This is a genomic window from Cupriavidus necator A5-1 (assembly GCF_000744095.1).
Lineage (GTDB): Bacteria > Pseudomonadota > Gammaproteobacteria > Burkholderiales > Burkholderiaceae > Cupriavidus > Cupriavidus necator_A.
In genome coordinates, this window is record NZ_JQLI01000008.1 from 1,284,881 (window position 1) to 1,309,932 (window position 25,052).

The 25,052-nt window shown below is 66.1% G+C and carries 25 protein-coding genes, 2 tRNA genes and 1 pseudogene; 14 read left to right on the forward strand and 14 right to left on the reverse strand.

Annotation, left to right across the window (positions count from 1 at the left end):
- Positions 1-137 precede the first annotated feature (137 nt).
- The 5 genes from hemW to K307_RS30080 all read right to left on the reverse strand — a co-directional run bounded on the left by hemW (position 138) and on the right by K307_RS30080 (position 4,838).
- Positions 138-1,385, reverse strand: a complete 1,248-nt coding sequence (hemW, locus tag K307_RS30060) for a radical SAM family heme chaperone HemW (RefSeq protein WP_042884572.1) — start codon at positions 1,383-1,385, stop codon at positions 138-140.
- Positions 1,382-1,999 (reverse strand): RdgB/HAM1 family non-canonical purine NTP pyrophosphatase, encoded by a 618-nt coding sequence (gene rdgB, locus K307_RS30065; RefSeq protein ID WP_042887557.1) that lies wholly within the window; start codon positions 1,997-1,999, stop codon positions 1,382-1,384. Before rdgB ends, hemW begins: the two co-directional genes overlap by 4 nt.
- A gap of 12 nt (positions 2,000-2,011) precedes the next feature.
- Entirely contained in the window at positions 2,012-2,731 is a 720-nt protein-coding gene (gene rph, locus K307_RS30070; protein ID WP_042884574.1) for a ribonuclease PH, read from the reverse strand.
- Between the two features lie 106 nt (positions 2,732-2,837).
- Positions 2,838-3,752 carry a PP2C family protein-serine/threonine phosphatase gene (locus K307_RS30075; protein ID WP_042884576.1) on the reverse strand — a complete coding sequence of 305 codons (915 nt, stop codon included), beginning with the start codon at positions 3,750-3,752 and terminating at the stop codon, positions 2,838-2,840.
- Between the two features lie 54 nt (positions 3,753-3,806).
- The gene (locus tag K307_RS30080) at positions 3,807-4,838 is read right to left on the reverse strand and encodes a serine/threonine protein kinase (protein WP_042884578.1); all 1,032 of its coding nucleotides are present in this window, start codon (positions 4,836-4,838) and stop codon (positions 3,807-3,809) included.
- Between the two features lie 188 nt (positions 4,839-5,026).
- Here K307_RS30080 and K307_RS30085 point away from each other — a divergent pair, with 188 nt between their 5' ends.
- From K307_RS30085 to K307_RS30100, 4 genes are all read left to right on the forward strand, one after another.
- Positions 5,027-5,962, forward strand: a complete 936-nt coding sequence (locus K307_RS30085) for a YicC/YloC family endoribonuclease (protein WP_042884580.1) — start codon at positions 5,027-5,029, stop codon at positions 5,960-5,962.
- Between the two features lie 31 nt (positions 5,963-5,993).
- On the forward strand, positions 5,994-6,656 hold the full coding sequence (gene gmk, locus K307_RS30090; RefSeq protein ID WP_042884582.1) for a guanylate kinase: 663 nt from the start codon (positions 5,994-5,996) through the stop codon (positions 6,654-6,656).
- Between the two features lie 105 nt (positions 6,657-6,761).
- Positions 6,762-6,965: a DNA-directed RNA polymerase subunit omega gene (gene rpoZ, locus K307_RS30095; protein ID WP_006578656.1), complete on the forward strand. Its 204-nt coding sequence runs from the start codon at positions 6,762-6,764 to the stop codon at positions 6,963-6,965.
- 214 nt (positions 6,966-7,179) lie between these two features.
- Positions 7,180-9,594: a RelA/SpoT family protein gene (locus K307_RS30100; protein ID WP_042887558.1), complete on the forward strand. Its 2,415-nt coding sequence runs from the start codon at positions 7,180-7,182 to the stop codon at positions 9,592-9,594.
- A 53-nt stretch (positions 9,595-9,647) separates the two neighbouring features.
- Here K307_RS30100 and greB read toward each other — a convergent pair whose 3' ends face one another.
- The gene (gene greB, locus K307_RS30105; RefSeq protein ID WP_022533977.1) at positions 9,648-10,217 is read right to left on the reverse strand and encodes a transcription elongation factor GreB; all 570 of its coding nucleotides are present in this window, start codon (positions 10,215-10,217) and stop codon (positions 9,648-9,650) included.
- Positions 10,218-10,349: 132 nt separating this feature from the next.
- On the opposite strand from greB, the gene K307_RS30110 reads away from it, so the two are divergent.
- The 3 genes from K307_RS30110 (at position 10,350) to K307_RS30120 (ending at position 11,160) form a co-directional block, all read left to right on the forward strand.
- A tRNA-Arg gene (locus K307_RS30110) sits at positions 10,350-10,426 on the forward strand.
- Between the two features lie 197 nt (positions 10,427-10,623).
- Positions 10,624-10,884 carry a hypothetical protein gene (locus K307_RS30115; protein ID WP_022533978.1) on the forward strand — a complete coding sequence of 87 codons (261 nt, stop codon included), beginning with the start codon at positions 10,624-10,626 and terminating at the stop codon, positions 10,882-10,884.
- 199 nt (positions 10,885-11,083) lie between these two features.
- Positions 11,084-11,160: transfer RNA gene (locus K307_RS30120), tRNA-Met, on the forward strand.
- A gap of 120 nt (positions 11,161-11,280) precedes the next feature.
- On the opposite strand, the gene K307_RS30125 is transcribed toward K307_RS30120, so the two are convergent.
- A complete protein-coding gene (locus tag K307_RS30125) occupies positions 11,281-11,562 on the reverse strand; it encodes a hypothetical protein (RefSeq protein ID WP_042884583.1) in 282 nt (93 codons plus the stop codon).
- Between the two features lie 86 nt (positions 11,563-11,648).
- Here K307_RS30125 and K307_RS51195 point away from each other — a divergent pair.
- Positions 11,649-11,702 (forward strand): annotated as a pseudogene (locus K307_RS51195) (hypothetical protein); the annotation flags it as partial.
- An 82-nt stretch (positions 11,703-11,784) separates the two neighbouring features.
- Here K307_RS51195 and K307_RS30130 read toward each other — a convergent pair.
- The gene (locus K307_RS30130) at positions 11,785-12,093 is read right to left on the reverse strand and encodes a hypothetical protein (RefSeq protein WP_042884584.1); all 309 of its coding nucleotides are present in this window, start codon (positions 12,091-12,093) and stop codon (positions 11,785-11,787) included.
- Between the two features lie 189 nt (positions 12,094-12,282).
- Positions 12,283-13,731 (reverse strand): PLP-dependent aminotransferase family protein, encoded by a 1,449-nt coding sequence (locus tag K307_RS30135; RefSeq protein ID WP_042884585.1) that lies wholly within the window; start codon positions 13,729-13,731, stop codon positions 12,283-12,285.
- Between the two features lie 160 nt (positions 13,732-13,891).
- On the opposite strand from K307_RS30135, the gene K307_RS30140 reads away from it, so the two are divergent.
- The 3 genes from K307_RS30140 (at position 13,892) to lpxO (ending at position 15,829) form a co-directional block, all read left to right on the forward strand.
- Positions 13,892-14,335, forward strand: coding sequence for a carboxymuconolactone decarboxylase family protein (locus K307_RS30140; RefSeq protein WP_042884586.1), 444 nt, complete (start codon positions 13,892-13,894; stop codon positions 14,333-14,335).
- 128 nt (positions 14,336-14,463) lie between these two features.
- Complete coding sequence (locus tag K307_RS30145) at positions 14,464-14,775, forward strand: hypothetical protein (RefSeq protein ID WP_042884587.1); 312 nt, start codon at positions 14,464-14,466, stop codon at positions 14,773-14,775.
- A 151-nt stretch (positions 14,776-14,926) separates the two neighbouring features.
- A complete protein-coding gene (gene lpxO, locus K307_RS30150; RefSeq protein ID WP_042884588.1) occupies positions 14,927-15,829 on the forward strand; it encodes a lipid A hydroxylase LpxO in 903 nt (300 codons plus the stop codon).
- A gap of 202 nt (positions 15,830-16,031) precedes the next feature.
- Here the strand turns inward: lpxO and K307_RS30155 are convergent, their stop codons facing one another.
- Positions 16,032-17,573: an RNA-guided endonuclease InsQ/TnpB family protein gene (locus tag K307_RS30155; protein WP_051975226.1), complete on the reverse strand. Its 1,542-nt coding sequence runs from the start codon at positions 17,571-17,573 to the stop codon at positions 16,032-16,034.
- Positions 17,554-18,195, reverse strand: coding sequence for an IS607 family transposase (locus K307_RS30160; RefSeq protein ID WP_042884451.1), 642 nt, complete (start codon positions 18,193-18,195; stop codon positions 17,554-17,556). Before K307_RS30160 ends, K307_RS30155 begins: the two co-directional genes overlap by 20 nt.
- Positions 18,196-18,236: 41 nt before the next feature.
- Here K307_RS30160 and K307_RS51200 point away from each other — a divergent pair, with 41 nt between their 5' ends.
- Positions 18,237-18,392 (forward strand): DUF333 domain-containing protein, encoded by a 156-nt coding sequence (locus K307_RS51200; protein WP_080745265.1) that lies wholly within the window; start codon positions 18,237-18,239, stop codon positions 18,390-18,392.
- A gap of 19 nt (positions 18,393-18,411) precedes the next feature.
- Here the strand turns inward: K307_RS51200 and K307_RS30170 are convergent, their stop codons facing one another.
- The gene (locus tag K307_RS30170; RefSeq protein WP_230626178.1) at positions 18,412-19,917 is read right to left on the reverse strand and encodes a sensor domain-containing diguanylate cyclase; all 1,506 of its coding nucleotides are present in this window, start codon (positions 19,915-19,917) and stop codon (positions 18,412-18,414) included.
- 141 nt (positions 19,918-20,058) lie between these two features.
- Positions 20,059-21,495 carry a PLP-dependent aminotransferase family protein gene (locus K307_RS30175; protein ID WP_042884589.1) on the reverse strand — a complete coding sequence of 479 codons (1,437 nt, stop codon included), beginning with the start codon at positions 21,493-21,495 and terminating at the stop codon, positions 20,059-20,061.
- Between the two features lie 175 nt (positions 21,496-21,670).
- Between K307_RS30175 and K307_RS30180 the strand changes: the two genes are divergently transcribed.
- Entirely contained in the window at positions 21,671-22,051 is a 381-nt protein-coding gene (locus tag K307_RS30180) for a hypothetical protein (RefSeq protein ID WP_042884591.1), read from the forward strand.
- Between the two features lie 67 nt (positions 22,052-22,118).
- Positions 22,119-23,747: an NAD(P)/FAD-dependent oxidoreductase gene (locus tag K307_RS30185; protein WP_042884592.1), complete on the forward strand. Its 1,629-nt coding sequence runs from the start codon at positions 22,119-22,121 to the stop codon at positions 23,745-23,747.
- On the opposite strand, the gene K307_RS30190 is transcribed toward K307_RS30185, so the two are convergent.
- Complete coding sequence (locus tag K307_RS30190) at positions 23,744-25,009, reverse strand: TIGR03862 family flavoprotein (protein WP_042884593.1); 1,266 nt, start codon at positions 25,007-25,009, stop codon at positions 23,744-23,746. The genes K307_RS30185 and K307_RS30190 overlap by 4 nt on opposite strands.
- Positions 25,010-25,052: the final 43 nt, after the last annotated feature.

Below are 25,052 nucleotides of genomic sequence, written 5' to 3' on the forward strand. Positions count from 1 at the left end.
TCTTGTCGATGCTCGACGGCTCGCGTTGCTGGTGACATGTTGTCGCTGTTGAACCGCTTGGTTCCGCCCTCCTGGGCGGGCCACTTTTGTCCGAGCGACATCACCAGCAGCGAGGGCCATCGATCATCGACCCCCCTTCAATCCTTCAAAAACATCTCCTGCAAGTCATTCAAAAACCGCCTCCCAAGCTCGGTCGGCCGGATGACAGTCAGATCCGCTTCCAACAACCCCTTCTTCTCCGCCTCAGCCAACTGCTTGCTGATCGTATGCAGCGGCAACCCGGTGTAGTCATGGAAGCTCGACGCAGGCACACCATCCGTCAGCCGCAGCGCATTCAGCATGAACTCAAACGGCAACTCATCCGCCCCAACATCCCGCGCTTCCTGCACGGCATTGCCAGCCAGCGCCTGCGCCATATAGGTAGCCGGATGCTTGTGCCGCATCTGCCGCAACACACGATGCGGGAACGACAACTTGCCGTGCGCCCCCGCCCCGATCCCGAGGTAGTCACCAAAGCGCCAGTAGTTGAGATTGTGGCGCGCCTCGCGATGCGGCCTGGCGTAGGCCGACGTCTCGTAGTGCCGATAGCCAGCTTCAGCTGTGCGCGCCTCCATCAGGTCCTGCATCTCGTACGCCGTGTCATCGTCCGGCAGCGCAGGCGGAAACTTGGCGAACAGCGTGTTCGGCTCCAGCGTCAGGTGGTACAGCGACAGGTGGGTGGTGTCGTAGGAAAGGGCGGTTTCCAGATCCTGCCTGCACTCCTCCAGCGTCTGTCCCGGCAGCGCATACATCAAATCGAGGTTGATGTTGTCGAAACTCGCCTGCGCAATATCAATCGCCTTGCGCGCTTCCGCGCCGCCGTGGATACGCCCAAGCGCCTGTAGATGACGGTCATTAAAGCTCTGGATGCCGATCGACAGCCGGTTGATACCGCTCGCGCGATAGCTGGCGAACTTGTCGGCCTCGAAGGTGCCGGGGTTGGCCTCCATCGTGATCTCGGCATCCGCATCCAGCGGCAGCAGCGCGCGGATATCCGACAGCAGCCGGTCCATGCCCGCCGCGGACAGCAGGCTGGGCGTGCCGCCGCCGATAAAGACCGTATGCACCGGCCGTCCCCACACCAGCGGCAGCGACTGCTCCAGATCCGCGCGCAGCGCGTCCAGGTAAATCTCTTCCGGAATCTCGTGGTTGTCGGCACCCGGCGCCGCATGCGAGTTGAAATCGCAATACGGGCACTTGCGCACGCACCACGGGATATGCACGTACAGCGACAGCGGCGGCGAGCCGGGCAGGCTGATCTGCCCGGGCTTGAGCCAGAGCTGCTTGCTGTCGACGGGCGTGGCGGAAGCGGTCGGCGCGCTGCCGGCCGGTACGATCGGGATCATCGGCCTGCGGTCTCCGCGGCCTCGGCCTGCAGCCGTGCAACCAGTGCGCGCAGCGCCTGCGCCCGGTGGCTGACCGCGTTCTTCTCTTCGGGCGACAGCTCGGCGGCGGTCTTGCCCTCGCCCGGCAGCAGGAAGTGCGGATCGTAGCCAAAGCCGCTAGCGCCGCGCGGCGCGTCGACGACCTCGCCGTGCCACAGGCCCTCGGCGATAAGTGGGCACGGGTCGTCAGGGTGGCGCACGAACACCAGCACGCAGTAGTAGTAGGCGTGACGGTTCAGCTTGCCGGCGAGCTGCGAGACCAGGTACGCATTGTTGGCCGCATCCGACTTGGCCTGGCCCGCCATCTGCGCGTAGCGCGCCGAATAGACGCCGGGCGCGCCGTCCAGCGCCTGCACGCAGATGCCGGAATCGTCCGCCAGCGCGGGCAGGTGGGCCAGACGGCTGGCGTGGCGGGCCTTGGCCAGCGCGTTCTCGACAAAGGTGGCGAAAGGCTCTTCGGCCTCGGGGATGCCCAGTTCGCCCTGGGGCACCACGTCAAAGCCGAGCGGCGCCAGCAGCGTGCCGAACTCGCGCAGCTTGCCGGGGTTGTTGGAAGCCAGTACCAGGCGTTGCATGTCCATCCTGCCTCAGGCCAGGCCGAGCGCTTCGCGCTGGTGCTGCACCAGGCGCGCGATGCCGGCTTCGGCCAGGCGCGTCATGGCGTCCAGGTCGGCGCGGCTGAACGGCGCGCCTTCGGCGGTGCCCTGTACCTCGACAAAGCCGCCGCTGCCGGTCATGACCACGTTCATGTCAGTGTCGCAGTTGCTGTCTTCAGCGTAGTCGAGATCGAGCACCGGCACGCCGTCGACCATGCCGACCGAAACCGCGGCAACGAAGTCGCGGATCGGGCTGGCGGCGATCAGGCCGTCGCGCAGCATGGCGGACACCGCGTCATGCGCGGCGACAAAGGCGCCGGTGATGGCAGCGGTGCGGGTGCCGCCATCGGCCTGCAGCACGTCGCAGTCCAGGTGCAGCGTGTATTCGCCCAGCGCCCCCAGGTCGAATACCGTGCGCATGGCGCGGCCGATCAGGCGCTGGATCTCCTGTGTGCGGCCGGTCTGCTTGCCGCGCGCGGCCTCGCGGTCCGAGCGCGTGTGCGTGGCGCGCGGCAGCATGCCGTACTCGGCCGTGACCCAGCCTTCGCCACTGCCCTTCTTGTGCGGCGGCACCTTGGCCAGCACGCTGGCGGTGCACAGCACCTTGGTATCGCCAAAGGCACACAGGACGGAGCCTTCGGCGTGACGGGTGTAGTGCCGGGTAAGGCTGATGGAACGCAGCGCATCGGCTGCGCGGCCGCTGGGTCGCATGGGATGGTTTGTCCGAATCGGGGAGAGACCGCGATTCTAACGCCGCCAGCCTTTGCGCGCTGCCTTGGTGCCCCTTTTGGTGCTCCTTTAGGGCCCGCGTACCGCGTCAGCGCATCAGGTTGCTGGTCTTGTCGATCGCGGCGCGGATCTCGGCGATCGAGCGCTCGATCTCCTCCTCGGACAGCAGGTCGCTGTCTGATCCGGTGCGCTCCAGGATCGACGTGGTGAAGGCGTTCAGCGGCAGCGTGTCGGTCATCACCGCGTCCTGCCCGGTGGTGGTGCTGTCCAGCTCCCACATCATGGCGATGCCGGTGGTGTTGTCGGCGCCTTCGCCGGCGTTCTGCAGCGCCTGCTCGATCAGCGCCGGCACCGCCTGCACCACGGACAGGCGCGACAGCCGGTCCACCAGTACCGGCTCCTCCAGGCTGCCCCACAGGCCGTCCGAGCAGAGTAGCACGACGTCGCCCGGCTCCAGCCGCACCGGCCCGCCCAGGTCGATCAGCGGCAGGTTGGGCGAGCCCAGGCAGTTGTAGAGTTTGTTGCGCTCGGGGTGGTTGGCCACCTGCATTGGCAGCACGCGCTCCTGCTGCAGCAGGTTCTCGATCTTGGAGTGGTCGCGCGTGCGGGTCAGCAGCCGGCCCTTGCGCAGCAGGTAGTAGCGCGAGTCGCCCGCGTGCGCCCAGTGGATCTGGCCGTGCTGCACCAGGCAGCAGACCACGGTCGTGCGCGGCACGTCGGCCATGCGGTTGGCTTCGGCGTAGCGGTGGATTTCGCGGTGCGCCAGCATGATGGTGTCCTGCAGGAACTCCGCCGGATTGCGCACGGTGGGACGTGCCTGGGCCTGGAACTGGCGCGCCAGCGTCTGCAGCGCCTGCTGCGAGGCGACCTCGCCGTGGGCGTGGCCGCCCAGGCCGTCGGCGAGCACCATCAACAGCGCGTCGCGCGTGAAGCAGTAGCCCATGCGGTCCTGGTTGATGCGGCGGCCGCCTTTCCTGCTTTCCTGGTAGACAGAGAATCGCATGTTGGCTCGGGAAATCTATAAGTTGGCCGCGCCGGGGGCGTGCCGGGTTGTGATTTATTCGACGCTTGCGCCGGGGGCGGGCTCGTCACGCCGGCGCAGCAGCGTCAGGAAGCGCGAGGTCGGGGCGGGGCGCTCGGCCGGCACCGGCGGCTGGGCCGCGGCCTGCTCGCCCAGCGCATTGGTCTGCTCGCGCAACTCCTTCTGCAGCCGGAACACGCTCTGCGGGCGTTCGGACGGGGTCAGGCGCAGGCACCATTCGACCAGGTCCACCAGGCCGTTGGTGTAGCTGCTGCGCAGCCGCAGCACCGCCTCGCCCATACGGTCGTCCTTCTCGCGCTGGTTGGCTTCCTGCGGCGGCATGCCGGCCATGCAGGCGTAGAGCGTCGCGCCCAGGCTGTAGATGTCGGTCCAGGGGCCCAGCTCGGAATGCTTGCCGTACAGCTCCGGCGCGGCAAAGCCGGGGGTGTACATCGGCTGGAAGCGGGCCGCTTCCATGGTCAGGGTCTGCCGCGCGGCGCCGAAATCCAGCAGGATCGGGGATTCGTCCTCGCGCAGGTAAATATTGCCGGGCTTGATGTCCAGGTGCAGCAGCTTGTGGATATGTACCTCGCGCAGGCCGCTCATCAGGTCGTGGAAGACCTTGCGGATGAAATGCTCGCGCAGCACCTTGGCGCGGCCCTGCTGCCGGGCCGCCAGCACGTGCTCCTGCAGCGTCTTGCCCAGCTCGTAGTTCATCACCATGTAGACCGTGGCGTTCTCGCGGAAGAAGTTCACCACGCGCACCACGCTGGGATGGGAGATGCGGGCCAGCGAGCGGCCCTCTTCAAAGAAGTACTTCAGGCCCAGCCGGAACGCCGGGGCGTTTTCCTCGGGCACCACGGGGATCAGCTCGCCCGGGTTGCGCCGCGCCAGCGACGACGGCAGGTATTCCTTGATGGCGACAGGTGCGCCGGTCTCGTCGGTGGCCAGGTAGACGAAACTGAACCCCCCGCTGGCCAACTTCTTTACAATACGATAGTTGGACAACAGCGTGCCGACCGGCAGCGGTGCACTCTTCGGTTGTGTCGTGCCCTTGGACTCTGTCATGGGAATAGGACCTGAATTGCCTCCGGATTGTCCGGGCTAATCGGTCACTTGTAAAGAACACAAATAAGGGCATTGTTGCCCTCCTTTCAACGTTTTGAGAGCGCTCCCGGGATCCGGTTGCGGGAGGCTCGAGGAGGGCGTCTGCGGGCCCAGCGCCCCGGGGCCGCCTCCATTCACGAGAATATCCAATGATCCACAGCATGACAGGCTATGGCCTGGCGACGCGCCAGGCGCCATTGACCAACGCGCAGGGCGAGCCCAGCGGGCGCACCGCGTCAGTTTCGGTGGAATTCCGCACTGTCAATTCGCGTTTCCTCGACCTGTTGTTCCGGGCCCCGGAAGAGTGCCGAGCCTTCGAGCCGGCCCTGCGTGAAATGCTGATGGCCGAACTGTCGCGCGGCAAGCTGGAATGCCGCATCAACCTGCAGCGCGCCGACGCCGGCGGCGCCACGCTGGCGCTCAACGACGGCCTGCTGGCGCAGATCCGCGCGCTGGAGACCACGGTGGCCGCCACCTTCACCAGCGCCGGCACGCTGCGCATGGGCGAGATCCTGCGCTGGCCGGGCGTGCTGGTCGAGCCCGAGCTGTCGCAGGAATCGCTGCGCGAAGCCGTGCTGGGCGCCGCGCGCGAAGCGCTGGACCAGCTGCTTGAGGCCCGTCGCCGCGAGGGCGACGCGCTCAAGGCCACGCTGATGGAGCGGGTCGACGCCATGCTGGCGATCGTCGAGCGCCTGACGCCGACCATCCCGCAACTGATCGCGCACCACCAGGAAAAGCTGACAGAGCGCTTGCAGGAAGCCTTCAACCTGGCCGCGCCCAACGGCATGCCGTCGATGAGCCGCGACGAGATCGCCGAGCGCATCCGCCAGGAAGCCACCGTCTACGGCATCCGCATCGATATCGCCGAGGAACTGTCGCGGCTGCAGGCGCACCTGAACGAAACGCGCCACATCCTGAAGAAGGGCGGCCAGGTCGGCAAGCGCCTGGACTTCATGATGCAGGAGCTCAACCGCGAGGCCAACACGCTCGGCTCCAAGGCCGCGGCCAAGGAACTGGCCGATGCCTCGATGGAGCTCAAGCTGCTGATCGAGCAGATGCGCGAACAGGTCCAGAACCTCGAATAAAGCTAGTCCCAGGAATCACCCAAGAATCATCATGAGCCCAACGCCTCAAACTGCGCCTCACACTGCCATCGATACCGTCTACCCCGGCAACCTCTTCATGGTGGTGGCGCCGTCCGGAGCCGGCAAGTCGACGCTGGTTAACAAGCTGCTGTCGCAGGACCCGGCCATCCGCCTGTCGATCTCGCACACCACCCGCGCCCCGCGCCCTGGCGAGCAGGACGGGCGCGAGTACCACTTTGTCACCGTCGACGCCTTCCGCGCCGCGCGCGACCGCGGCGAGTTCCTGGAGTGGGCCGAGGTCCACGGCAACTACTATGCGACTTCGCGCGTGTGGATCGAGCAGCAGATGGCGCAGGGCAACGATGTGCTGCTGGAAATCGACTGGCAGGGCGCGCAGCAGGTGCACCAGCGCTTCTCCAACGCGGTCGAGATCTTCATCCTGCCGCCGTCGCTGACCGCGCTGGAAGAACGCCTGAAAAAGCGCGGCCAGGACGAGCCCAACGTGATCGTGCGCCGGCTGCTGGCAGCGGGCAGCGAGATGTCCCACGCCTCGGAGTCCGATTACGTCATCATCAACGAGGTGTTCGACGAGGCGCTGGAGCAATTGCGCAACGTGGTGACCGCCACGCGGCTGCGGTTTTCCTCGCAAAAGGCGCGGCATTCGGAGCTGTTCATCGAGCTCGGCATCCACTGAGCGCACGCCTGCCCCAGGCACGCGCGCGGGGCGCCGCCGGCGTTTTCCGCCGCGTGCTGTAAAATGGCAACCCAACACAAGGTTTTGTCCCAAGGTGGATTTGATATGGCGCGTATTACCGTCGAAGATTGTCTGAAACACATTCCGAACCGTTTCGAGCTCGCGCTGGCTGCCACGTATCGTGCGCGCCAGCTGGTGCAGGGCCACACGCCCAAGGTCGAAGCGAAGGACAAGCCGACCGTGGTGGCACTGCGCGAGATCGCGTCGGGCCAGGTCGGCATCGAGATGCTGAAAAAGGTCCCGACCTGATCGACCAGGCGGCCCATGGTTCATCCTTGCATCGTGCCAGCACGTATCCAGCCGGATTTCCCGGGCCGCCGCCATGCCTTCGCCGCATCCGCCCTCCAAGCCTCCCACCCAGCCGTCGCCGACAGCCGTGGTGCCTGCGCGCCCGCGCGGGGAGGCGCATGGGGATGCGGCTCCGCCCACGGCGCGTAAGCGCACCATTCCGGGCCAGTCTTCCGTGAACGCGCGCACCGGCGCTCCCAATCTGCCCGATCCGCTCGGCGACGATGTCGTCGGCGAACGCGCCGTCGCGCCTGCACTGGCGCCGGCCAAGGCCAGGGGCGCCGCCGTGCAGGACGAACTGGCCGCGGTGCAGCAGGCGACGCAGCCCGCGGCGGACAGTCTGTTTATCGATGCAGTGCTGGCGCAGTCATACCGGCACTTCTTCGGTCCGACCTCGCAACCGGCGGTGCCGCCGCGCCAGCAGGTCATTTCCATCACCCGGCTGATGGAAAAGCTCGCGTACCTGAAGGCGCCCGACCTGGCGCGGGTGCGCGAAGCCTTCCAGTTTTCCGACGAGGCCCACCTGGGCCAGTACCGCCAGAGCGGCGAGCCCTACATCACCCATCCGGTGGCGGTGGCCGAGCTGTGCGCGGACTGGAAGCTGGACGTCCAGTCCATCATGGCGGCGCTGCTGCACGACGTGATGGAAGACCAGGGCATCACCAAGAGCGAGCTGGCCGAGAAATTCGGTCCCAAGGTCGCCGAACTGGTCGATGGCCTGACCAAATTGGACAAGCTCGAATTCCAGAGCCGCGAGCAGGCGCAGGCGGAGAGCTTCCGCAAGATGCTGCTGGCGATGGCGCGCGACGTGCGCGTGATCCTGGTGAAGCTGGCCGACCGTACGCACAACATGCGCACGCTCGACTTCGTGCCGCCGGAGAAGCGCCGCCGCATCGCGGTGGAGACCATGGAGATCTATGCGCCGATCGCGCATCGTCTCGGTCTGAACACGATCTACCGCGAACTGCAGGAACTGTCGTTCAAGGTCGGCTCGCCGTTCCGCTACGCCACGCTGGAAAAAGCCGTCAAGGCCGCACGCGGCAACCGGCGCGAGGTGGTCAGGCGCATCCTGGAGGCCGCGCAGAAGGGGCTGGCCGACGCCGGCATCGTGGCCGAACTGTCCGGCCGCGAGAAGACGCTCTACAGCATCTACCGCAAGATGCACGACAAGCAGCTGTCCTTCTCGCAGGTGCTCGACGTGTACGGTTTCCGCGTAGTGGTGGAAACGCAGATGCACTGCTACATGGCGATGGGCGCGCTGCACGGGCTGTACAAGCCCATGCCCGGCAAGTTCAAGGACTACATCGCCATCCCCAAGATCAACGGCTACCAGTCGCTGCACACCACGCTGGTGGGCCCGTTCGGCACGCCGGTGGAGTTCCAGATCCGCACGCGCGACATGCACCAGATCGCCGAGGCGGGCGTCGCCGCGCACTGGATGTACAAGCACCAGGCCGACCACGCCAACGATATCCAGCAGCAGGCGCACCAGTGGCTGCAGTCGCTGCTCGATATCCAGAGCCAGACCGGCGATTCGCAGGAATTCCTGGAGCACGTCAAGATCGACCTGTTCCCCGACGCGGTCTACGTGTTCACCCCCAAGGGCCATATCCGCGCGCTGCCGCGCGGCGCCACCGCGCTGGACTTTGCCTACGCGGTGCACAGTGACCTGGGCAACCAGTGCGTCGCGGTCAAGATCAACAACGAGCTGCTGCCGCTGCGCACCGAGCTCAAGAGCGGCGATATCGTCGAGGTGGTGACGGCACCGTACTCCAAGCCCAATCCCGCCTGGCTGTCGTTCGTGCGCACCGGCAAGGCGCGCGCGGCGATCCGTCACTACCTGAAGACCACCAAGCTCGACGAGGCCATCCAGCTCGGCGAGCGCCTGCTGGAACAGTCCGCGCGCCAGCTCGGCATCGAGCTGAAGGCCGTGCCGCAGTCGGTGTGGGACCGCATGATCCAGTGGACCGGCAACAAGCATCGCGAAGACATCTTTGCCGACCTGGCGCTCGGCCGGCGCGTGCCGGCGGTGGTGGCCAAGCGCATGGAAATCCTGCTGCAGGAGCTGTCCGGCGACGTCGACAGTGCGCTGCTGGCGGCGGTGCAGACCTTCGCCGGCGAAGAAGCGCCCGCGGTGCCGATCACCGGCGACGAAGGCATGTCGATGATCTTCTCGGCGTGCTGCCGCCCGATTCCCGGCGACTCGATCGTTGGCTACCTGGGCAAGGGCGAAGGGCTGCAGATTCATGTGCAGGATTGCAGGATCGCCAAGCGCCTGCACAGCAAGGATCCTGAGCACTGGATCGACGTGATGTGGGCCAAGAAGACCACGCGCGCCTTCGATGTGTCGATCAAGGTGATGGTGCGCAACGTCAAGGGCATCGTCGCGCGCGTCGCGGCGGACCTGACCGCCGCCGACGCCAACGTCGCGCACGTGGCGATGGAGCAGCAGGACGGCAGCCACCAGGAAGCCACGTACATGCAGTTCCTCATCCAGGTGCAGAACCGCCTGCACCTGGCTAACGTGATGCGCGGGCTGCGCCGCAACCCCGACGTCATCCGCATCTTCCGCGACCGCAACGACGGCTGAGCGCCGCCGCCGGCGGTGCGTGCTTGCTTTCGCCGCCGCCGGGCGGCGTGCGCTTACTCGGCGCCGCGCGGCGTCGGGTAGCGGACTTCCAGGATATCGATCTGCTCGACCCCGGCAGGCGTGCGCAACGCCACGGTGTCGCCCTCGCGCGCCTTGATCAGCGCCTTGGCGATCGGCGAGATCCAGCTTACGTGGTTGCTGTCCAGGTCGACTTCATCCATGCCGACGATGGTGATGGTGGTTTCTTCGCCGGCGCGATTGACGTAGGTGACGGTGGCGCCGAAAAAGATCTGGTCGTTGTCGCCCTGCAGGGACGGGTCGACCACCTCGGCCTTGTCCAGTCGGCGCGTCAGGAAGCGGATGCGGCGGTCGATCTCGCGCAGGCGCTTCTTGCCGTACAGGTAGTCGCCGTTCTCGGAGCGGTCGCCATTGGATGCCGCCCACGACACGATCTGCACCACATCGGGCCGGTCGACGTCGATCAGCTGCATCAATTCATTGCGCAGGCGGTTGTAGCCTCCGGCGGTGATGTAGTTCTTGGTGCCGGGAGGTAGCGGCGTTGCGCCTTCGGGGAGGTCGTCGTCCTCGTCGCCAGACGACTCTTTGACAAATGCCTTGTTCATGGTCCGGATCACTTCTTCGGATACTCATTATAGAAAAACGCTGGCGGGAGGCCCACGTCACAAAAAAATGAGAAAAAGTTGCGGAGGGGCTTCACAAAATCCAAAACTTAGATATAATCTCTTTTCTCGAGTGCGGCTGTAGCTCAGTTGGATAGAGTACTTGGCTACGAACCAAGGGGTCGTGGGTTCGAATCCTGCCAGCCGCGCCACTTATGCAGAAAGAAGAGGGCTTCCGGAAACGGAAGCCCTTTTTGTTTCTCCGCTCTCCGTTCGTCCTTCTCATTTCTCTCCAGTTCCCATTTGAGATCGCTCGCTGACAGCGATTGCTGCGTCATGCCTTGCGCATGCGCGTGCAGCCTCCTAGGCTCGACCCAGCACCACCAATCCGACCCTTGGAGCAAATTGCATGGAACACGCAGACTGGCGCGTCGAGGAGTATCGCGGGATGGACGTCTATGTCCTGGTGTCGCCGCAAGGCGGGGGCAGTATCGGGCGATGGGGTTATGAAGTGCGGGTATCGCAGGAGGGTGCAGACCCTGCCGATGCAGGCGATACCGAGCTGCTTGCCAGCGGCCCGCAACAGTTCGCCACGCGCCATGCGGCGGAAGTGGCGGCATTCGGTGCGGGCTATGCGCTGGTGGACCGCCTGCTCGGGCCGCCGGTGTGATGCCTGCGCGCGGCGTGCAGGCCTTGTGGCGCACCTGGATGCGCCATTGCGATTGGCACAACGGCTTATATCATGCCGTGATCCATCGTCATTGCATGCAGCGCGGCACGCGCAAGCATGCGGACACGAACGATTTCACGCGCAGGCAAAGATAATGCTTGCCATGCGCGTGTGAATCATTCATAATGTTTTCTTCAGACGCGGGGTGGAGCAGTCTGGCAGCTCGTCGGGCTCATAACCCGAAGGTCGCAGGTTCAAATCCTGCCCCCGCAACCAACGCCTTTCGCGGCATTCGCCGCACTCCTTCAAGGCGTTGTCCTCAAGGCCGTCCGGCCAGATTACTCTCACAGCTTCGATGTAAAACTGCGCGGCGCGCAACCAGGTATCTATTGGTGTCTATGCGCGCACCAACTCCGCCGCACGCTTGAATGTATCGCGCACCAGCGGCTGGTCTTCGCGCTCGGCGGCTTGCGCGCGTTCACGCAGCCGCGAGGCCAGCACGGTCAGCGTTCCCTGCGCCTGCGGACCGCCGGCGGCCTGGCACTTCGTTACCGCTTCGCGCATCACCGTATCGAGTTCGCCGCTGACATCGGCACCGTCGAAGGCGCTCACCGAAAGGGCCGAGATACGTTCCAGGTAGAGATTGACCAACGCTTCGTCGTGTAGCGGTTCGGACATGTCTTCTCCTTGTCGGGACGGGAACAGCAAAACCATTGTAGTGGAGCCGCCGCGAGCACAGGCAGGTGTCGTAGGCACTCGCCCAGGCACACGAAGTGGTGATCGGGCTGACCGATGTCTATCACAACCTGCTGCGGCAGTTGGGCCGACGCGCGAGCGCCACCAGCGCCCGGCGCCGTGGATCGGCGGGGCGCTGCAGCGATGCGGCAAAGCGTGGCGCGGCTAGTCGCCGCGCCGCCGTCGCATCTGCAACTGTTCGATGGGAGAGGGCTGGATGCGCCGCCGCGCCGGGCGCAGTGCGCGGTTCGGCCACAGCACGTAGTTGGTGTGCGGGTCCAGCGGCTTGCCGAAGTACGAGACCCAGACCTGTACGCCGTGCTCGGTTTCGGCAACGATGGCCGCGACGGCGCGCGCCGCGGCGGAAGGGGACTTGAGCAGTTCCGCCAGGGCTTCGACGCCCTGCACGACATGGTGCTTCACCCCTGCAAACCATGCGTACTGACGCATGGCGGACAACAAACGCTTGGTCATGAACGCGACTCTGGTGGTGGTGTGGAAATGCGAATGAGCGAGTAAGACTGGCGCTCGTCCGATTTGTTCACGGCATATTGCGGACACCAGCGTGACTGCGGCGCCATGGCGCCGGGCTGGTCGCCGATCTCGACTGGTGCTGCATGCGTCACTTTGCGGCACTCACTTACCGGCAGCGTGCCCGGTGCATCACGCAGCGCGCGGCGGCATGGGTGCCAGTGCAGAGAGTACCATCGCCAGCCGGTCCAGTGCAGGATCGATATCAAGCAGGTCGATCGCGCCGAAGCCTAGCAGCAGGCCAGCGCAGGTAGCAGGCCGCTGCGCATAGCACGGGTCGAGCGTGGCGAGTTCCAGGTCGGACAGTCGCGCCATCGATACCAGCGTCTCGGTCGTCACCGGCACGCGCAGCCGCGCCGCCAGGTGGAAGCCTGCCATCGCCGGCAGCGGCTCCAGCCACGGCGACAAGTCCCCTTGCAGCCGTGCCAGCAAGCGCTCACGCCGCTGCACATGGCGCGCGTGCGAGCGCCGGATATGGCGCAGCAGGTGGCCCTCGGCCAGGAAGCGCGCCAGCGCCTGCTGGATCAGCGTTGGCGTGTACCAGTCCATCAGGTGCTTGACCTTGCGCGCCCCCGGCATCAGCCATGGTGGCACCACCACGTAGCCGCAGCGCAGGTTGGCCACCAGCGTTTTCGAGAAGGTGCCGAGGTAGACCACGCGGCCGTGCCGGTCCAGCGTCTGCAGCGCGTCGAGCGCCTGCCCGCCGTAGCGGAATTCGCTGTCGTAGTCGTCTTCCAGGATCACCGCATGACGGCGCGCGGCCCAGTCCAGCAGCGCCTGCCGCCGCGCCAGGCTCATTGGCACACCCAGCGGCGACTGGTGCGACGGCGTGACACAGACCAGCGTGGCGTCGTTCGGCAGCTGGGTCACCACCAGCCCTTCGCCATCGACCGGCACCGGCACCACGCGTGCGCCGATCCCCTGGAACAGTGCGCGCGCCATCGGGTAGCCCGGATCCTCCATCGCCACCACCGCGCCCGGCCCCAGCAACAGCCTGGCCACCAGGTCGATGCCCTGCTGTGCGCCGCCGGTGACGAGGATATCGGTGGGCGCGCTCTGCACCCCGCGGGTGAAGGCGATATGGCGGGCAATGGCCTGCCGCAGCGCCATCTCGCCGGCGGGATCGGCCGGGCCGGGTGGACGTTGGCGCTCGGCGGCCAGCGCCGCGCGGACGCAGCGCGACCAGGCTTCATGCGGAAAGCGCGTGGTATCGGCCTGGCCGGGCTGGAAGGCGTAGCGTGCCTTGCCCGCCGGGCCGAGGAAGGGCGTTTCCACGGCCATCCAGCGCTGCACCATGGGCGGTAGCACCGGCGCCGCCGCCATGCGCACAGGCGGCCGGGCCAGCCCTTCGGCCACATAGGTGCCGTCGCCGACGCGGGCGTGCAGCCAGCCTTCGGCGACCAGCCGCTCATAGGCGGTGGTCACGGTCTTGCGCGCCACGCCCAGTTGTGTGCCGAGCAGGCGCGTGGGCGGCATGCGCGCGCCGGCTTCCAGGCGGCCGGCCTGGATCGCGTTGCGGATCTGGTGGACGATCTGCGCGGTCAGGTCGCTGGCCTGGTCCAGGGCGAGGTGCAGTTCCATGACGGTCAGGGCGGGGTGGCGGAATTGGTCTACAGATTCTGCCGGAAATTGGCAGTGTACGGCGCCAATCCGTGCGCCTATCTTTGATCCCAACGAGCACCTCGCGGATCGCGCCAGGTGCCCGCGAAAATCCAAGCTGACGAACTGGAGAACCACCACCATGGAAGAACGGATGAACTGGCAGGACGTTGCCCCGGACGCCTACAAGGCGATGATCGGCCTGGAGGTCTACCTGGCCCGCTGCTCGCTGGAATCCAGCGTGAAGGAGCTGGTGAAGATCCGCGCCTCGCAGATCAACGGCTGCGCCTTCTGCCTGGACATGCACGTGGCCGACGCCCGCAAGCATGGCGAAAGCGAGCGCCGCCTGAACCTGCTGCCCGCCTGGCGCGAGGTGAGCTGGTTCACCCCGCGCGAGCGCGCCGCGCTGGCCTGGACCGAGGCACTGACACTGCTGCCGCAAAGCCAGGCGCCGGACGCTGACTACAACGCGCTGCGCGAGCAATTCTCGGAAAAGGAAATGGCCGACCTGACGCTGCTGATCTCGGCCATCAACGCCTGGAACCGCTTCGGCGTGGGCTTCCGCCGCCAGCCGCCGGCGCTCTGATCGGATTGCCCGCTGCCTGCCCGCCATGGCCGGTCGATTGACAAGCCGTGGCGCGGTGCATTAGCTTCGGTTGCAGAGGCTGCCGCCATTGTGCGTGCAGCCTGGCGCGCTTTGCCTGGAGTCTGCCCATGACCGAGGACACCTTGCTGCAACTGATGGTGGAAGTGGAGAAGGAAGACCCGATCGACTACGCCGACCTGCCGTTCGACGACGGCGCGCTTCGCCGCATGGCGTGCCGGCTGATCGCTGAGCGCTCCGCCGAGATGGAAGCGTCCGGCATGCCGACCGAAGCGTTGCTGGCGACGATGTGGGCGTCGACCGCCAAGCTGGTGCTGGAAAACCTGGTGCTCAACGCGCGCCTGCTGACGCTGCAGGGCCTGCCCGACGACGCGCAGGCGCTGATCGAGCGCATCGCCCGCCAGTCGCGCGGCGAGTCCTGAACGCACCTGCCGGACACCCGGCCGCAACCGGGACCATGTGCCGCAATCGTCTCAAGCTGCGGCGCCCCTGCCGTTTCGCTAAAATACCGGTTTTCACCCAGCCTGCCCGCGGCGCCTGACGCGGCGGTGGCGGCTGACCAGGAGGATTTCGGTGATCAAGTGGATAATCGTCGCGGCCTACCTCGGTGCCATCCTGTATGTGCACTTCCGCGGCAAGGTAAGGCTGCGCATCTGGCGCCAGTTTCTCGACCATTCGGCGCTGGTCGCGCCGATCAACTGCTTCATGTACGCGTTCTCGGGCGTGCCGCGTACCCCGTATATCCCGGTCGAAAAATTCCCCGACCTGGAAAAGCTGCGCGCCGCCTGGCCTGAAATCCGCGACGAAGGCCTGGCGCTGGCCGCGATGCGCAAGATCAAGGCCGCGGAAAAGAACGACGACGCCGGCTTCAACTCCTTCTTCAAGTACGGCTGGAAGCGTTTCTACCTGAAGTGGTACGAGGCCCAGCACCCGTCGGCCGAAGTGCTGTGCCCCAAGACGGTGGCGCTGCTGCGCGAGCTGCCGACCGTGAAGGCCGCGATGTTCGCCGAGCTACCGCCGGGCGGCAAGCTCAACCCGCACCGCGACCCGTTCGCCGGTTCGCTGCGCTACCACCTGGGTCTGGCCACGCCCAACGACGACCGCTGCTTTATCGAGGTCGACGGCGAGCGCCACAGCTGGCGCGACGGCGAGGGCGTGGTGTTCGACGAAACGTACCTGCACTGGGCCGAGAACCGCAGCGACGCCAACCGGCTGATCCTGTTCTGCGATATCGAGCGTCCGATGCGCTACGGCTGGGCGACCAAGTTCAATCACTGGATGGGCCGCAAGGTCATGACTGCGGCCAGCTCGCCCAATGATGAGCATGACCAGACCGGCATGATCAACCGGCTGTTCCGCTTCGTCTGGCTGGGCGGGCAATACCGCCGCCGCTTCAAGGCCTGGAACCGCAAGGCCTACTACGTGGCCAAGTTCGGGCTGATCGTGTTGGGCGTGGTGTTGGTCGTCTACCTGTAATACGCAACAGAGCCGGCGCAAGCCGGCTCTTTGCTTTGGGCGGTCCCGCCTTTCCTTCACCTCGACAAGGAGATCGCGATGCGCGCTGGTACCGCACTGTGGCTGGCCGCCGCCATTTGCGCGACTGGCTGCACCACCACGCCTGCAGAGCGCCCGGCAGGCACCGGCGCCGCGGTCGGCATGGCGAACCGCTCTTCCAAATCTAAGCAAGCCTACGCATCGCTGATGGCGACGTCTTTGCAGATTTGGACGCGCGGTCACCAACCCGAGCGCGCGGTAACGCGCGCATTCGCTGCCGGTACTCCGGCAGGCGCATTGAATTCACATTGGCGCCCCCTCTCGGGACTCCCGTCCATCCTTGCGGATGGAATCGCCAATCACACCGCCCGATAGTCTGAACGGGGCCCGAGCAGGGCAGATGGGAGCAGTCCACAGCGTCGCCGACTTGCGTCAGCAGCCGCCGCAGACCGTTTTGACAGGCATTCTCGTCGCGCAGGTGGCAGGTGCCGCAGCCCGGGCAATCCCACTCCCGAATTGCGGGCGCTATCCCGCCCTCGACAACGTGACCACACGCATGGCACGTTCGCGTGGTGCCGGTTTCATCCAGCACCAGCGCATGCTTTCTGGAGCGCGTCGCGACCCACGAGACAATGTCCTTGAATGCACCGTGCATCGTTCTGTTTCTTACCGCGCGGTTGTATTTGCGGCCCTTGCCGCGGTTGGTGTTCTCCGGCACGTAGTTGCCGATCCCAATCACGTCGTAGTGCCTGCAGAGCTGGTTCGCCAGCGAATACATGAAGTGCTTTTTCTGTTCTCGCACTTTGGTTTGCATTCGCTCCACAGCGTCGTCCAAACGCTTCCAGCGGCGACTGGGACGCCAATGCGTCGACACCGTGCCATCGCCGTGGACGGTATCTACCCACAGCGACTTTGCTATGCACCGGTCACGCAGACTCGTTAGCCGATCGAGAATGCGCTCCGACTCCTTCAACTTCTCAAGATTGGACAATTCGAAGGCGCGCCCCTCAGTATCCAGAGCGTAGCCAAAGTTCTTCAGGTTCGGATCGATGTAGACCACGCGCGTGCCGCGTTGCCTGGCCTTCTTCTGCCCCTTGAACGTGAACACAGCGAAATAGCGGTCGCGGCCCTCGCGGACGATCCGGCAAGTGCGAGCGCTCGCGATCTCCTTGGGTGTCTTCTCCATCTTCAGGCGCAGCGACAGCCGCTGTCCTTGCGCGTTCGCGCCGAACGACAGGTTGAGCCAACCGAACTGGGAAACATTCCAGCCTTTGCCTGGCTCGTCGTATTCCAGGCTCATCCAGTGCTTGGCCCATGCCTTGTACTTGACCCAGCCCACGTCTGGGCCGCAGCGCTGCCCGTTCTTCGACTTTCGATGCGAGGCAATGGCCTTGGCCATGCGCAGCGCGACATTCTTCAGCGGTGAAGAAAACACGCAGCGCAAGAAGGGATGACGCTCCTTGAGCGGCGGCACGAGGTTGCGAAGCCCGATCTCGGAATAGACCTCCGACAGGAGCTTCTTGGTTCGCGCCTCATCAAGATAGCCATAGCCGCCGACGATGGACAACTCCGCCATGCGCGTCTCGACTTCGTCCTTGAGTCGATTCCATAGCCAGTTGCAGATTTTGGATTGCCCGTCGAGCTTGCCCGCAGCATCAGCGTCCACCACCAGACGGACCTTCCTCGCGAACTGGATAGTGGTGGGATCAGCCCTCTTGAATGGCATCTGCAGCCTCTTTCAGGGCTTTCATGGCGTGACGATTCTTGTGGGAACGGCTGCCATAGAGGCGCGCCGAAAAGACGGTAATGATCTCAAGCACGTCGCAGGCAAGATCCTCCTCATACGTCGAATCGCCTTTGGCATTGATGATGACGACTTCCGTTCCGAATTGCTCGCACAGAGCAAAAACGAGCTCTGCACCAAATCGCAAGAGCCGGTCCTTGTGTGTGATGACAAGCCGATCAACGCCTCCGGCACAGATACGTTTGAGCAGTTGCTTGAGGCCCTTCTTCTCATAGTTCATGCCGGAGCCGAGATCCCGGATGAGTTCGAAGGGCCATCCCTTCGCAGCGCAGAACGACTCCAGCACCTGGCACTGACGCTCCAGATCGGCCTTCTGGTCGTGGCTGGAAACGCGCGCATAGGCGAGCGTAGTACGCCCGCGCTCTGCTTCCTCGACCTTCTTGCCGGCCAACTCCATTAGAGCGGTCAAATTATAGCGACGATGACCACCCGGAGTCCGATCGGCGGAGATCTTCCCGTCGAACTCCCATCGGCGAAGCGTGCCAGGGTGGATGCCCAGCATCGCGCACGCCTCCTTCATCGTAACTTTAGCAAGTATGCTCATGGGTGATAATAATTGCACACCTATAAGCAGTTTACAAGGGGCTGCTCACTTGCCCCGCCTCCGTCAACTGCACGCAACGCGGCGGCAAGCTGCAGATCGTGTCGACGCCCGGCGGGCAGACCGGCACCTGCACCTTCCCGTCCGGCAAGCAGTGCGAGGAGTGGGCGCTGATGCGCGGCGAATGCACGCCGGGCTGAACCACGCCCGGCCAGTCCCTCAGTCGCGCTGGCGCTCGTTGCCCGGCGTCTCGTAGTAGGCGCGCTTGGCGTCGTACATGCGGCTGTCCGCCAGCTTGACGGTATCGCTGAGACGATCGCCCTGCACGCAGGTGGCGTAGCCGATCGAGAAGCTCAGCCGCGCGCCCGGATAGAACTGGTTGTTCAGTTCCACCACCTTGTCGATCTGCTCGACCACTGTGGCGGCGCCGCGCTCGTCGCGCCCCGGCAGCAGGATCATGAACTCGTCGCCGCCGATGCGGGCCACGCAGGCCTGCTCGCCCACGGCCTTCTTCAGCACCTCACCGGTGCGGCGCAGCAGCCCGTCGCCGTCGGCGTGGCCGAACTGGTCGTTGACCACCTTCAGCCCGTTCAGGTCCACCGCCACCACGGTGACCGGCCATGGCCCCTTGCGGCCCAGCCGCGCCAGTTCGTCTTCGTAGTAGGCGCGGTTGTAGAGCTTGGTGAGCACGTCGTGCTTGCCCAGGAACTCTACATAGGCCTCGGCCTTCTTGCGCGCGGTGATGTCGGTGAGCGACACCAGCACTTGGTCCCAGTCCGCTTCGCGCCCCGGAAACACCGACCATTGCATGAAGACATCCACGGCGCGGCCGTCCAGTGCGTAGTTGATGACCTCGCGCTGCTGCCACAGCTTTTCATGCCAGAGGTCGATCAACTGCTCGGCAAAGTGGATGCGCATGTCGTCGCGGAACACGTCGCCCAGCCGCGACAGCAGGATCTGCTTCGATTCCGCGCCGAACATCAGCAGCGTCTGCTGGTTGACGTCGAGCACGCGGATCTCCTGCATGCAGCGCGAGACAAAGTCCGGATGGACGTTGAGGAAGGTGCGGAAGTCGGTGATGCCGGCGGAGCGCACCTCGTCCAGCAGCATCTTGATCGCGCTGAAGTCCTCCACCCACAGCGACACCGGCGAATGCTCGAACAGGCCGAGCGCATATTGCTCGCTGCGGCGCAGTTCGCGTTCGGTGCGCACGCGCGCGGTGATGTCCTCGACCGACAGCAGCAAGCGTTCCCAGGTGTCTTCATGACCCGGCATCACCCTAGCCTCCAGCCGGATATCGAGCCGCTCGCCGTCGAGCGTGTAGTTGACGGTCTGGCTGGCAAAGCGCTTGCCGCCGTCCCACAGCTGGCCGAGTTCTTCCACGTGCTGGTCGAACATGTCGTCGCGGAACACGGTGTCGAGGTTGGCCACCAGGTCGTCGAGATCGGCCGCGCGGAACAGGTCGAGCGTGCGCTGGTTGACGGCGATCACGCGGATCAGCGCCGAGCACCGCGCCACCTGCTGCGGGTCGGCGCGCAGCCACGCGCGCAGGTCGGTGACGCCTTCGCTGCGCAACCGCTCGAAGTGCCAGCGCACGGCGCTGAAGTCTTCCAGCCACAGCGATACCGGCGCGAGCTGGAACAGGGTCTGGTAGTCGTCTGGGTGATCGCCAAGATTGCCGGTATTGCCGGCGGGCGACGCCGCGGATGCACTGCTCAAGGCCATTCTCCTTTTTATTTTTTCCCTTGCCACGCGGCGGTCTGGACCGATGCCCGGGAACCAGCCGGGCCGCCCCTCCAGCGCAACAGCGCACTAGGATAGGCGAGCGGGGCGTAAAAAGGGAGTGATGTCGCAAATACGGCGGCGCTAGCCTGCCAGCCGCTGCACGACGGCAGCCAGCGTCCCCAACGCGCGTTCGATCTGCGTCGAGCGTGGCGTGCCGCAGTTGATGCGCAGGCAATGGTCGAAGCGTCCGGCATTGGAGAACATCACGCCCGGCATCACGCGGATGCCGGCCGCCAGCGCCTCGTCGAACACCGCCTCGGATGAGACCTGCGCGGGCATCTCCACCCAAAGGTGCATGCCGCCGCGCGGCGCGCCCAGCCGCGTGCCGGCCGGAAAGCTCGCCGCCACCGCCTGCGCGAACCATTCGCGCTGCGCCTGCAGCCGCGGGCGCAGCCGGCGCAGGTGGCGGTCATGCGCGCCGGAGGCCAGAAAGTCCGCCGCCGCCATCTGCGACAGCATCTCGTTGGGCCGCGACAGCCCGAACTTCAGCATCTCCACGCGCGCCTGCCACTTGCCCGCGGCGATCCAGCCCAGCCGCATGCCCGGCGCCAGCACCTTGTGCAGCGAGGCGCAGTGGATCACGTTGCCGCCTTCGTCCCATGCCTTGGCCGCAGCCGGCGGCGTGTCGCCGTCGGCGGTGGCCGAGAAGCAGTCGTCCTCGATCAACGCGATGCCGCGCGCCTCGCACCACTGCACCAGCCGTGCCTTGTTCGCGTCGGGCATGATGCAGCCGAGCGGGTTCTGCAGGTTGGGCACCACCGCCACCGCACGGATGTTGTCGTAGTGCTGCGCGGCCAGCTCCAGCGCCTCGAGCGAGATGCCGGTCTGCGGGCTGCACGGGATTTCCAGCGCGCGCATGCCCAGGCTTTCCAGGATCTGCAGCAGGCCGTAGTAGGTCGGGGACTCCACCGCGACCACGTCGCCCGGGCCAGCCACCGCGCGCAGGGCCAGGTTGAGCGCCTCGGTGCAGCCGTTTGTGATGACGATCTCTTCCGGCGCCAGCTGCACGCGCGAGTGCAGCGCCTGGCGCGCCAGCGCGGCGCGCAGGGGGTGGTAGCCGTCGGGCTCGACCGCTTCGCCGAACAGCATCGGATGGCGGCGCAGCGCACGGGCCGCGGCGCTGCGCAGCGTCTCGGTCGGGTACAGCGAAGGCGCGCAATAGGCGCCGCCGAGGTTGGTATGCACATGCTGGTGCTGGCCGCGCGCCAGCAAGCCGGAAATGCGCTGGTGGATGCCCACGTACTGCGCCGGATCGGGCAAGGCCGTCGCCGGCTCGGCCAGCGCCGCCAGCGGCGGACGCAGCGGCGCCGCGACGAAATAGCCCGAGCGCGGCCGCGCTTCCAGCAAGCCGTCGCTCTCCAGTTGCCGGCAGGCCTGCAGCGCGGTGGACAGGCTGACGCTGTGCAGCGCCATCAGCGCGCGCACGGACGGCATGCGGTCGCCGGCGGTAAGCGTGCCGGATTCGATGGCGCGGCGGTAGTGGCCGGCAACCTGGCGGTAGAGCGGGGCGGAGTCCATGGCGGCATCGTGGCGTGGTTGGCCACATCGGTACAGATACAGAAGCGGGGCGGCTGTATCGTAACAGGGCGGAATTCGCATCGCTGTTCCGGTCCAGGCGGTTCCGGGGTGTGCCTGCCGCGGGCGAGTGCCGGTCGATAGGCTGGAGTCCTGTGCCTGCTACCGGAGTCCAGCCATGCAAAGCGATCCAAAAGACACTTCTGCCGCATCGCCGGACGTGCGGCTCGCGGCCGGCCAGAGCCTGCGCATCCGCGTGGTGGCGGGCGCCGTGTTGCGTGCCAGTGCGGGCGAGATGGACGTCGCCGGTCCGCCGCAATGGCTGGCCGATACCTGCCATATGCCGCGCCAGCGTTTGCGCGCCGGCGACACGCTGGTCGTGCCCGCGCGCGGCTGGCTGGAGGTCGCGGCGCGGCGCCCGGGCGCGCTGGCGATCGCGCAACCGCCGGGCCTGCTGGCGCGCCTGAAAGCCTTGCTCATGCGGACTGCGCGCCCCGGCGGCCCGGTCCGCAAGCCCGCATCCCGCCAGATTGCCGACCCCGCGCCCGAAAAACTATAAAATTGCGCTCCGGCCGGCCTGGCACGTTTGTGTGCCCAACCCCCCGGCCGCAGTTCTCGGGTTCCCCATGCTACGTCTAAGTGAAGTCAAACTCCCGCTCGACCATACCGAAAGCGACCTGGACGCCGCCGTGCGCGCCGGCGCGGCGCAGATCGGCGTCAAGGGAGATGGCCTGATCGGCTACACCGTGTTCCGCCGTGCCCACGATGCGCGCAAGCGCTCGGACATCAAACTGACCTACATCATCGATATCGAAGTCAGCGACGAGGCCGCCGCGATCAAACGCATGGCCGGCAAGCCGAACTGGAGCGTGACGCCCGACATGGAGTACCACTTCGTCGCGCGCGCGCAGGCGGGCAGCTCGCATCCGCGCCCGGTGGTGATCGGCATGGGCCCGTGCGGCCTGCTCGCCGGCCTGATCCTCGCGCAGTCGGGCTTCCGCCCCATCATCCTGGAGCGCGGCAAGGAAGTGCGCGAGCGCACCAAGGACACCTTCGGCCTGTGGCGCAAGAGCGTGCTCAATCCCGAGTCGAACGTGCAGTTTGGCGAAGGCGGCGCGGGCACGTTCTCGGACGGCAAGCTGTACAGCCAGATCAAGGACCCCAAGCACTATGGCCGAAAGGTGCTCAACGAGTTCGTGCGCGCCGGCGCGCCGGAGGACATCCTGTACAAGGCGCGCCCGCACATCGGTACCTTCCGCCTGGTGAGCATGGTCGAGAAGATGCGCGCCGAGATCACCGAACTGGGCGGCGAGATCCGCTTCGAGACGCGCGTCGACGATATCGACATCGACAACGGCCAGGTGCGCGGCCTGAAGCTGTCCAACGGCGAATACCTGGAAGCCGACCACGTCATCATGGCGGTCGGCCACAGCGCGCGCGATACCTTTGAGATGCTGCACAAGCGCGGCGTCTTCATGGAGGCCAAGCCGTTCTCGCTGGGCTTCCGCATCGAGCATCCGCAGGGGCTGATCAACCGCAGCCGCTTCGGCAAGTTCGCCGGCAACAAGCTGCTGGGCGCGGCCGACTACAAGGTGGTGCATCACTGCAGCAACGGGCGTTCGGTCTACAGCTTCTGCATGTGCCCGGGCGGCACGGTGGTGGCGGCAGCGTCAGAGCCTGGCCGCGTGGTAACCAATGGCATGAGCCAGTACAAGCGCGCCGAGCGCAATGCCAACGCTGGCATCGTGGTGGGCATCACGCCGGAGGACTATCCCGGCGGCCCGCTGGCCGGCATCGAGTTCCAGCGCAAGTGGGAAGAGCGTGCGTTCGAGCTGGGTGGCAGCAACTACTGCGCACCGGGGCAACTGGTGGGCGATTTCATCGCGGGACGGCCGTCGACGTCGCTGGGTTCGGTCGAGCCCTCGTACAAGCCTGGCGTGACGCCGACCGACCTGAGCACTTCGCTGCCAGATTACGTGATCGAGGCGATTCGCGAGGGCATTCCCGAGATCGACAAGAAGCTGCCCGGATTTGCACTGCACGATGCGGTGCTGACCGGCGTGGAGACGCGCACTTCGTCGCCGCTGCGCATTCGCCGCAACAACGACGACTATCAGAGCATCAACGTAAAGGGCTTGTACCCCGCGGGCGAGGGCGCCGGCTATGCTGGCGGCATCTACTCGGCCGCCATCGACGGCATTGAAGTCGCCGAAGCGGTGGCGCTGAGCCTCGTCGGCAGCAAGGCCGCCGCCTAAGCCTGTTGCAGGTAAGCCGCGGCGCCCAGCGCCGCGGTGCGCCCGCTGGCGAAGCATGCCGTCAGCAGGTAGCCGCCAGTGGGCGCTTCCCAGTCGAGCATCTCGCCCGCGCAGAACACGCCAGGCATTGCGCGCAACATCAGCCGTTCATCCATCGCCTCGAAACGCACGCCGCCGGCGCTGCTGATCACTTCATCGATCGGCCGCGCGCGCAGCAGCCGCAGCGGCAGCGCCTTGAGCGAGATGGCCAGCGTGCCGGGGTCGTACATCGCGTCCTTCGGCAGGCATTCACGCAGCAACCCCGCCTTGACGCCCGTGATGCCGAGCCGGCTTTGCAGGTGGCTCGACAGCGAACGCGCACCGCGTGGGTGATTGACATCGGTGCTGACCTGTTCGGCGCTGTGCGAAGGCAGCAGGTCCAGGTGGATGACCACGTTGCCTTCGGCTTCAATGCGGTCACGGATCGGTGCCGACAGCGCATAGACCAGGCTGCCTTCGATGCCGTTCGCGCTGATCACGAACTCGCCCTGCCGGTAGTGCGGATGGCCGTCGCGATCCGTGAGGGCGATGGCCACCGGCTTGACCGGCGTGCCCGCGAAGCGCGAGGCAAAGCCTTCGCTCCACGCCACATCGAAACCGCAATTAGCCGGCCGCAATGGCGCAATCTCGACCCCGCGCTCCGCCAGTCGCGGCACCCACGTACCATCCGATCCCAGCCGCGCCCAGCTTGCACCGCCCAGCGCCAGCACCACGGCGCGCGCCTGCACGTACACTTCGCCGTGCGGCGTGGCGAAGCGCAGCGTGTGCTGTGCGCCGTCCTCCCAACCCAGCCAGCGATGGCGCATATGGAACTGCACGCCGGATTCACGCAGCCGGTGCAGCCACGCGCGCAGCATCGGCGCGGCCTTCATGTCGGAGGGGAAGACGCGGCCCGAACTGCCGACAAAGGTGTCGATGCCAAGCCCATGCACCCACTCGCGCAGGGCTTGCGAGCCGAAGCCCGCCAGCATCGGCGCGATCTGCGCCGCGCGCGCGCCGTAGCGGCCCAGGAAGGCCGGCTCCGGCTCCGCATGCGTCAGGTTCATGCCGCCCTTGCCGGCCATCAGGAACTTGCGCCCGACCGACGGCATCGCGTCATACAAGGCCACGCTGACACCCTGCGCCGCGAGCACTTCGGCCGCCATCAACCCGGCCGGGCCGCCGCCGATGATGGCAACGTCGGTACTGGTGCTGTGCAGGGCAGGGTTGAGGGAAGAGGGCATGGGGAAGCTCGAAGGAGGGCGGGGGTGTTTCCGCCGCGGATTA

What these genes read in the sequence shown, in the direction of transcription:
- hemW (WP_042884572.1), bottom strand. Translation starts at nt 1,385, where the DNA reads ATGATCCCGATCGTACCGGCCGGCAGCGCGCCGACCGCTTCCGCCACG.
- rdgB (WP_042887557.1), bottom strand. Translation starts at nt 1,999, where the DNA reads ATGCAACGCCTGGTACTGGCTTCCAACAACCCCGGCAAGCTGCGCGAG.
- rph (WP_042884574.1), bottom strand. Translation starts at nt 2,731, where the DNA reads ATGCGACCCAGCGGCCGCGCAGCCGATGCGCTGCGTTCCATCAGCCTT.
- K307_RS30075 (WP_042884576.1), bottom strand. Translation starts at nt 3,752, where the DNA reads ATGCGATTCTCTGTCTACCAGGAAAGCAGGAAAGGCGGCCGCCGCATC.
- K307_RS30080 (WP_042884578.1), bottom strand. Translation starts at nt 4,838, where the DNA reads ATGACAGAGTCCAAGGGCACGACACAACCGAAGAGTGCACCGCTGCCG.
- K307_RS30085 (WP_042884580.1), top strand. Translation starts at nt 5,027, where the DNA reads ATGATCCACAGCATGACAGGCTATGGCCTGGCGACGCGCCAGGCGCCA.
- gmk (WP_042884582.1), top strand. Translation starts at nt 5,994, where the DNA reads ATGAGCCCAACGCCTCAAACTGCGCCTCACACTGCCATCGATACCGTC.
- rpoZ (WP_006578656.1), top strand. Translation starts at nt 6,762, where the DNA reads ATGGCGCGTATTACCGTCGAAGATTGTCTGAAACACATTCCGAACCGT.
- greB (WP_022533977.1), bottom strand. Translation starts at nt 10,217, where the DNA reads ATGAACAAGGCATTTGTCAAAGAGTCGTCTGGCGACGAGGACGACGAC.
- K307_RS30115 (WP_022533978.1), top strand. Translation starts at nt 10,624, where the DNA reads ATGGAACACGCAGACTGGCGCGTCGAGGAGTATCGCGGGATGGACGTC.
- K307_RS30125 (WP_042884583.1), bottom strand. Translation starts at nt 11,562, where the DNA reads ATGTCCGAACCGCTACACGACGAAGCGTTGGTCAATCTCTACCTGGAA.
- K307_RS30130 (WP_042884584.1), bottom strand. Translation starts at nt 12,093, where the DNA reads ATGACCAAGCGTTTGTTGTCCGCCATGCGTCAGTACGCATGGTTTGCA.
- K307_RS30135 (WP_042884585.1), bottom strand. Translation starts at nt 13,731, where the DNA reads ATGGAACTGCACCTCGCCCTGGACCAGGCCAGCGACCTGACCGCGCAG.
- K307_RS30140 (WP_042884586.1), top strand. Translation starts at nt 13,892, where the DNA reads ATGGAAGAACGGATGAACTGGCAGGACGTTGCCCCGGACGCCTACAAG.
- K307_RS30145 (WP_042884587.1), top strand. Translation starts at nt 14,464, where the DNA reads ATGACCGAGGACACCTTGCTGCAACTGATGGTGGAAGTGGAGAAGGAA.
- K307_RS30155 (WP_051975226.1), bottom strand. Translation starts at nt 17,573, where the DNA reads ATGCCATTCAAGAGGGCTGATCCCACCACTATCCAGTTCGCGAGGAAG.
- K307_RS30160 (WP_042884451.1), bottom strand. Translation starts at nt 18,195, where the DNA reads ATGAGCATACTTGCTAAAGTTACGATGAAGGAGGCGTGCGCGATGCTG.
- K307_RS30170 (WP_230626178.1), bottom strand. Translation starts at nt 19,917, where the DNA reads ATGGCCTTGAGCAGTGCATCCGCGGCGTCGCCCGCCGGCAATACCGGC.
- K307_RS30175 (WP_042884589.1), bottom strand. Translation starts at nt 21,495, where the DNA reads ATGGACTCCGCCCCGCTCTACCGCCAGGTTGCCGGCCACTACCGCCGC.
- K307_RS30180 (WP_042884591.1), top strand. Translation starts at nt 21,671, where the DNA reads ATGCAAAGCGATCCAAAAGACACTTCTGCCGCATCGCCGGACGTGCGG.
- K307_RS30185 (WP_042884592.1), top strand. Translation starts at nt 22,119, where the DNA reads ATGCTACGTCTAAGTGAAGTCAAACTCCCGCTCGACCATACCGAAAGC.
- K307_RS30190 (WP_042884593.1), bottom strand. Translation starts at nt 25,009, where the DNA reads ATGCCCTCTTCCCTCAACCCTGCCCTGCACAGCACCAGTACCGACGTT.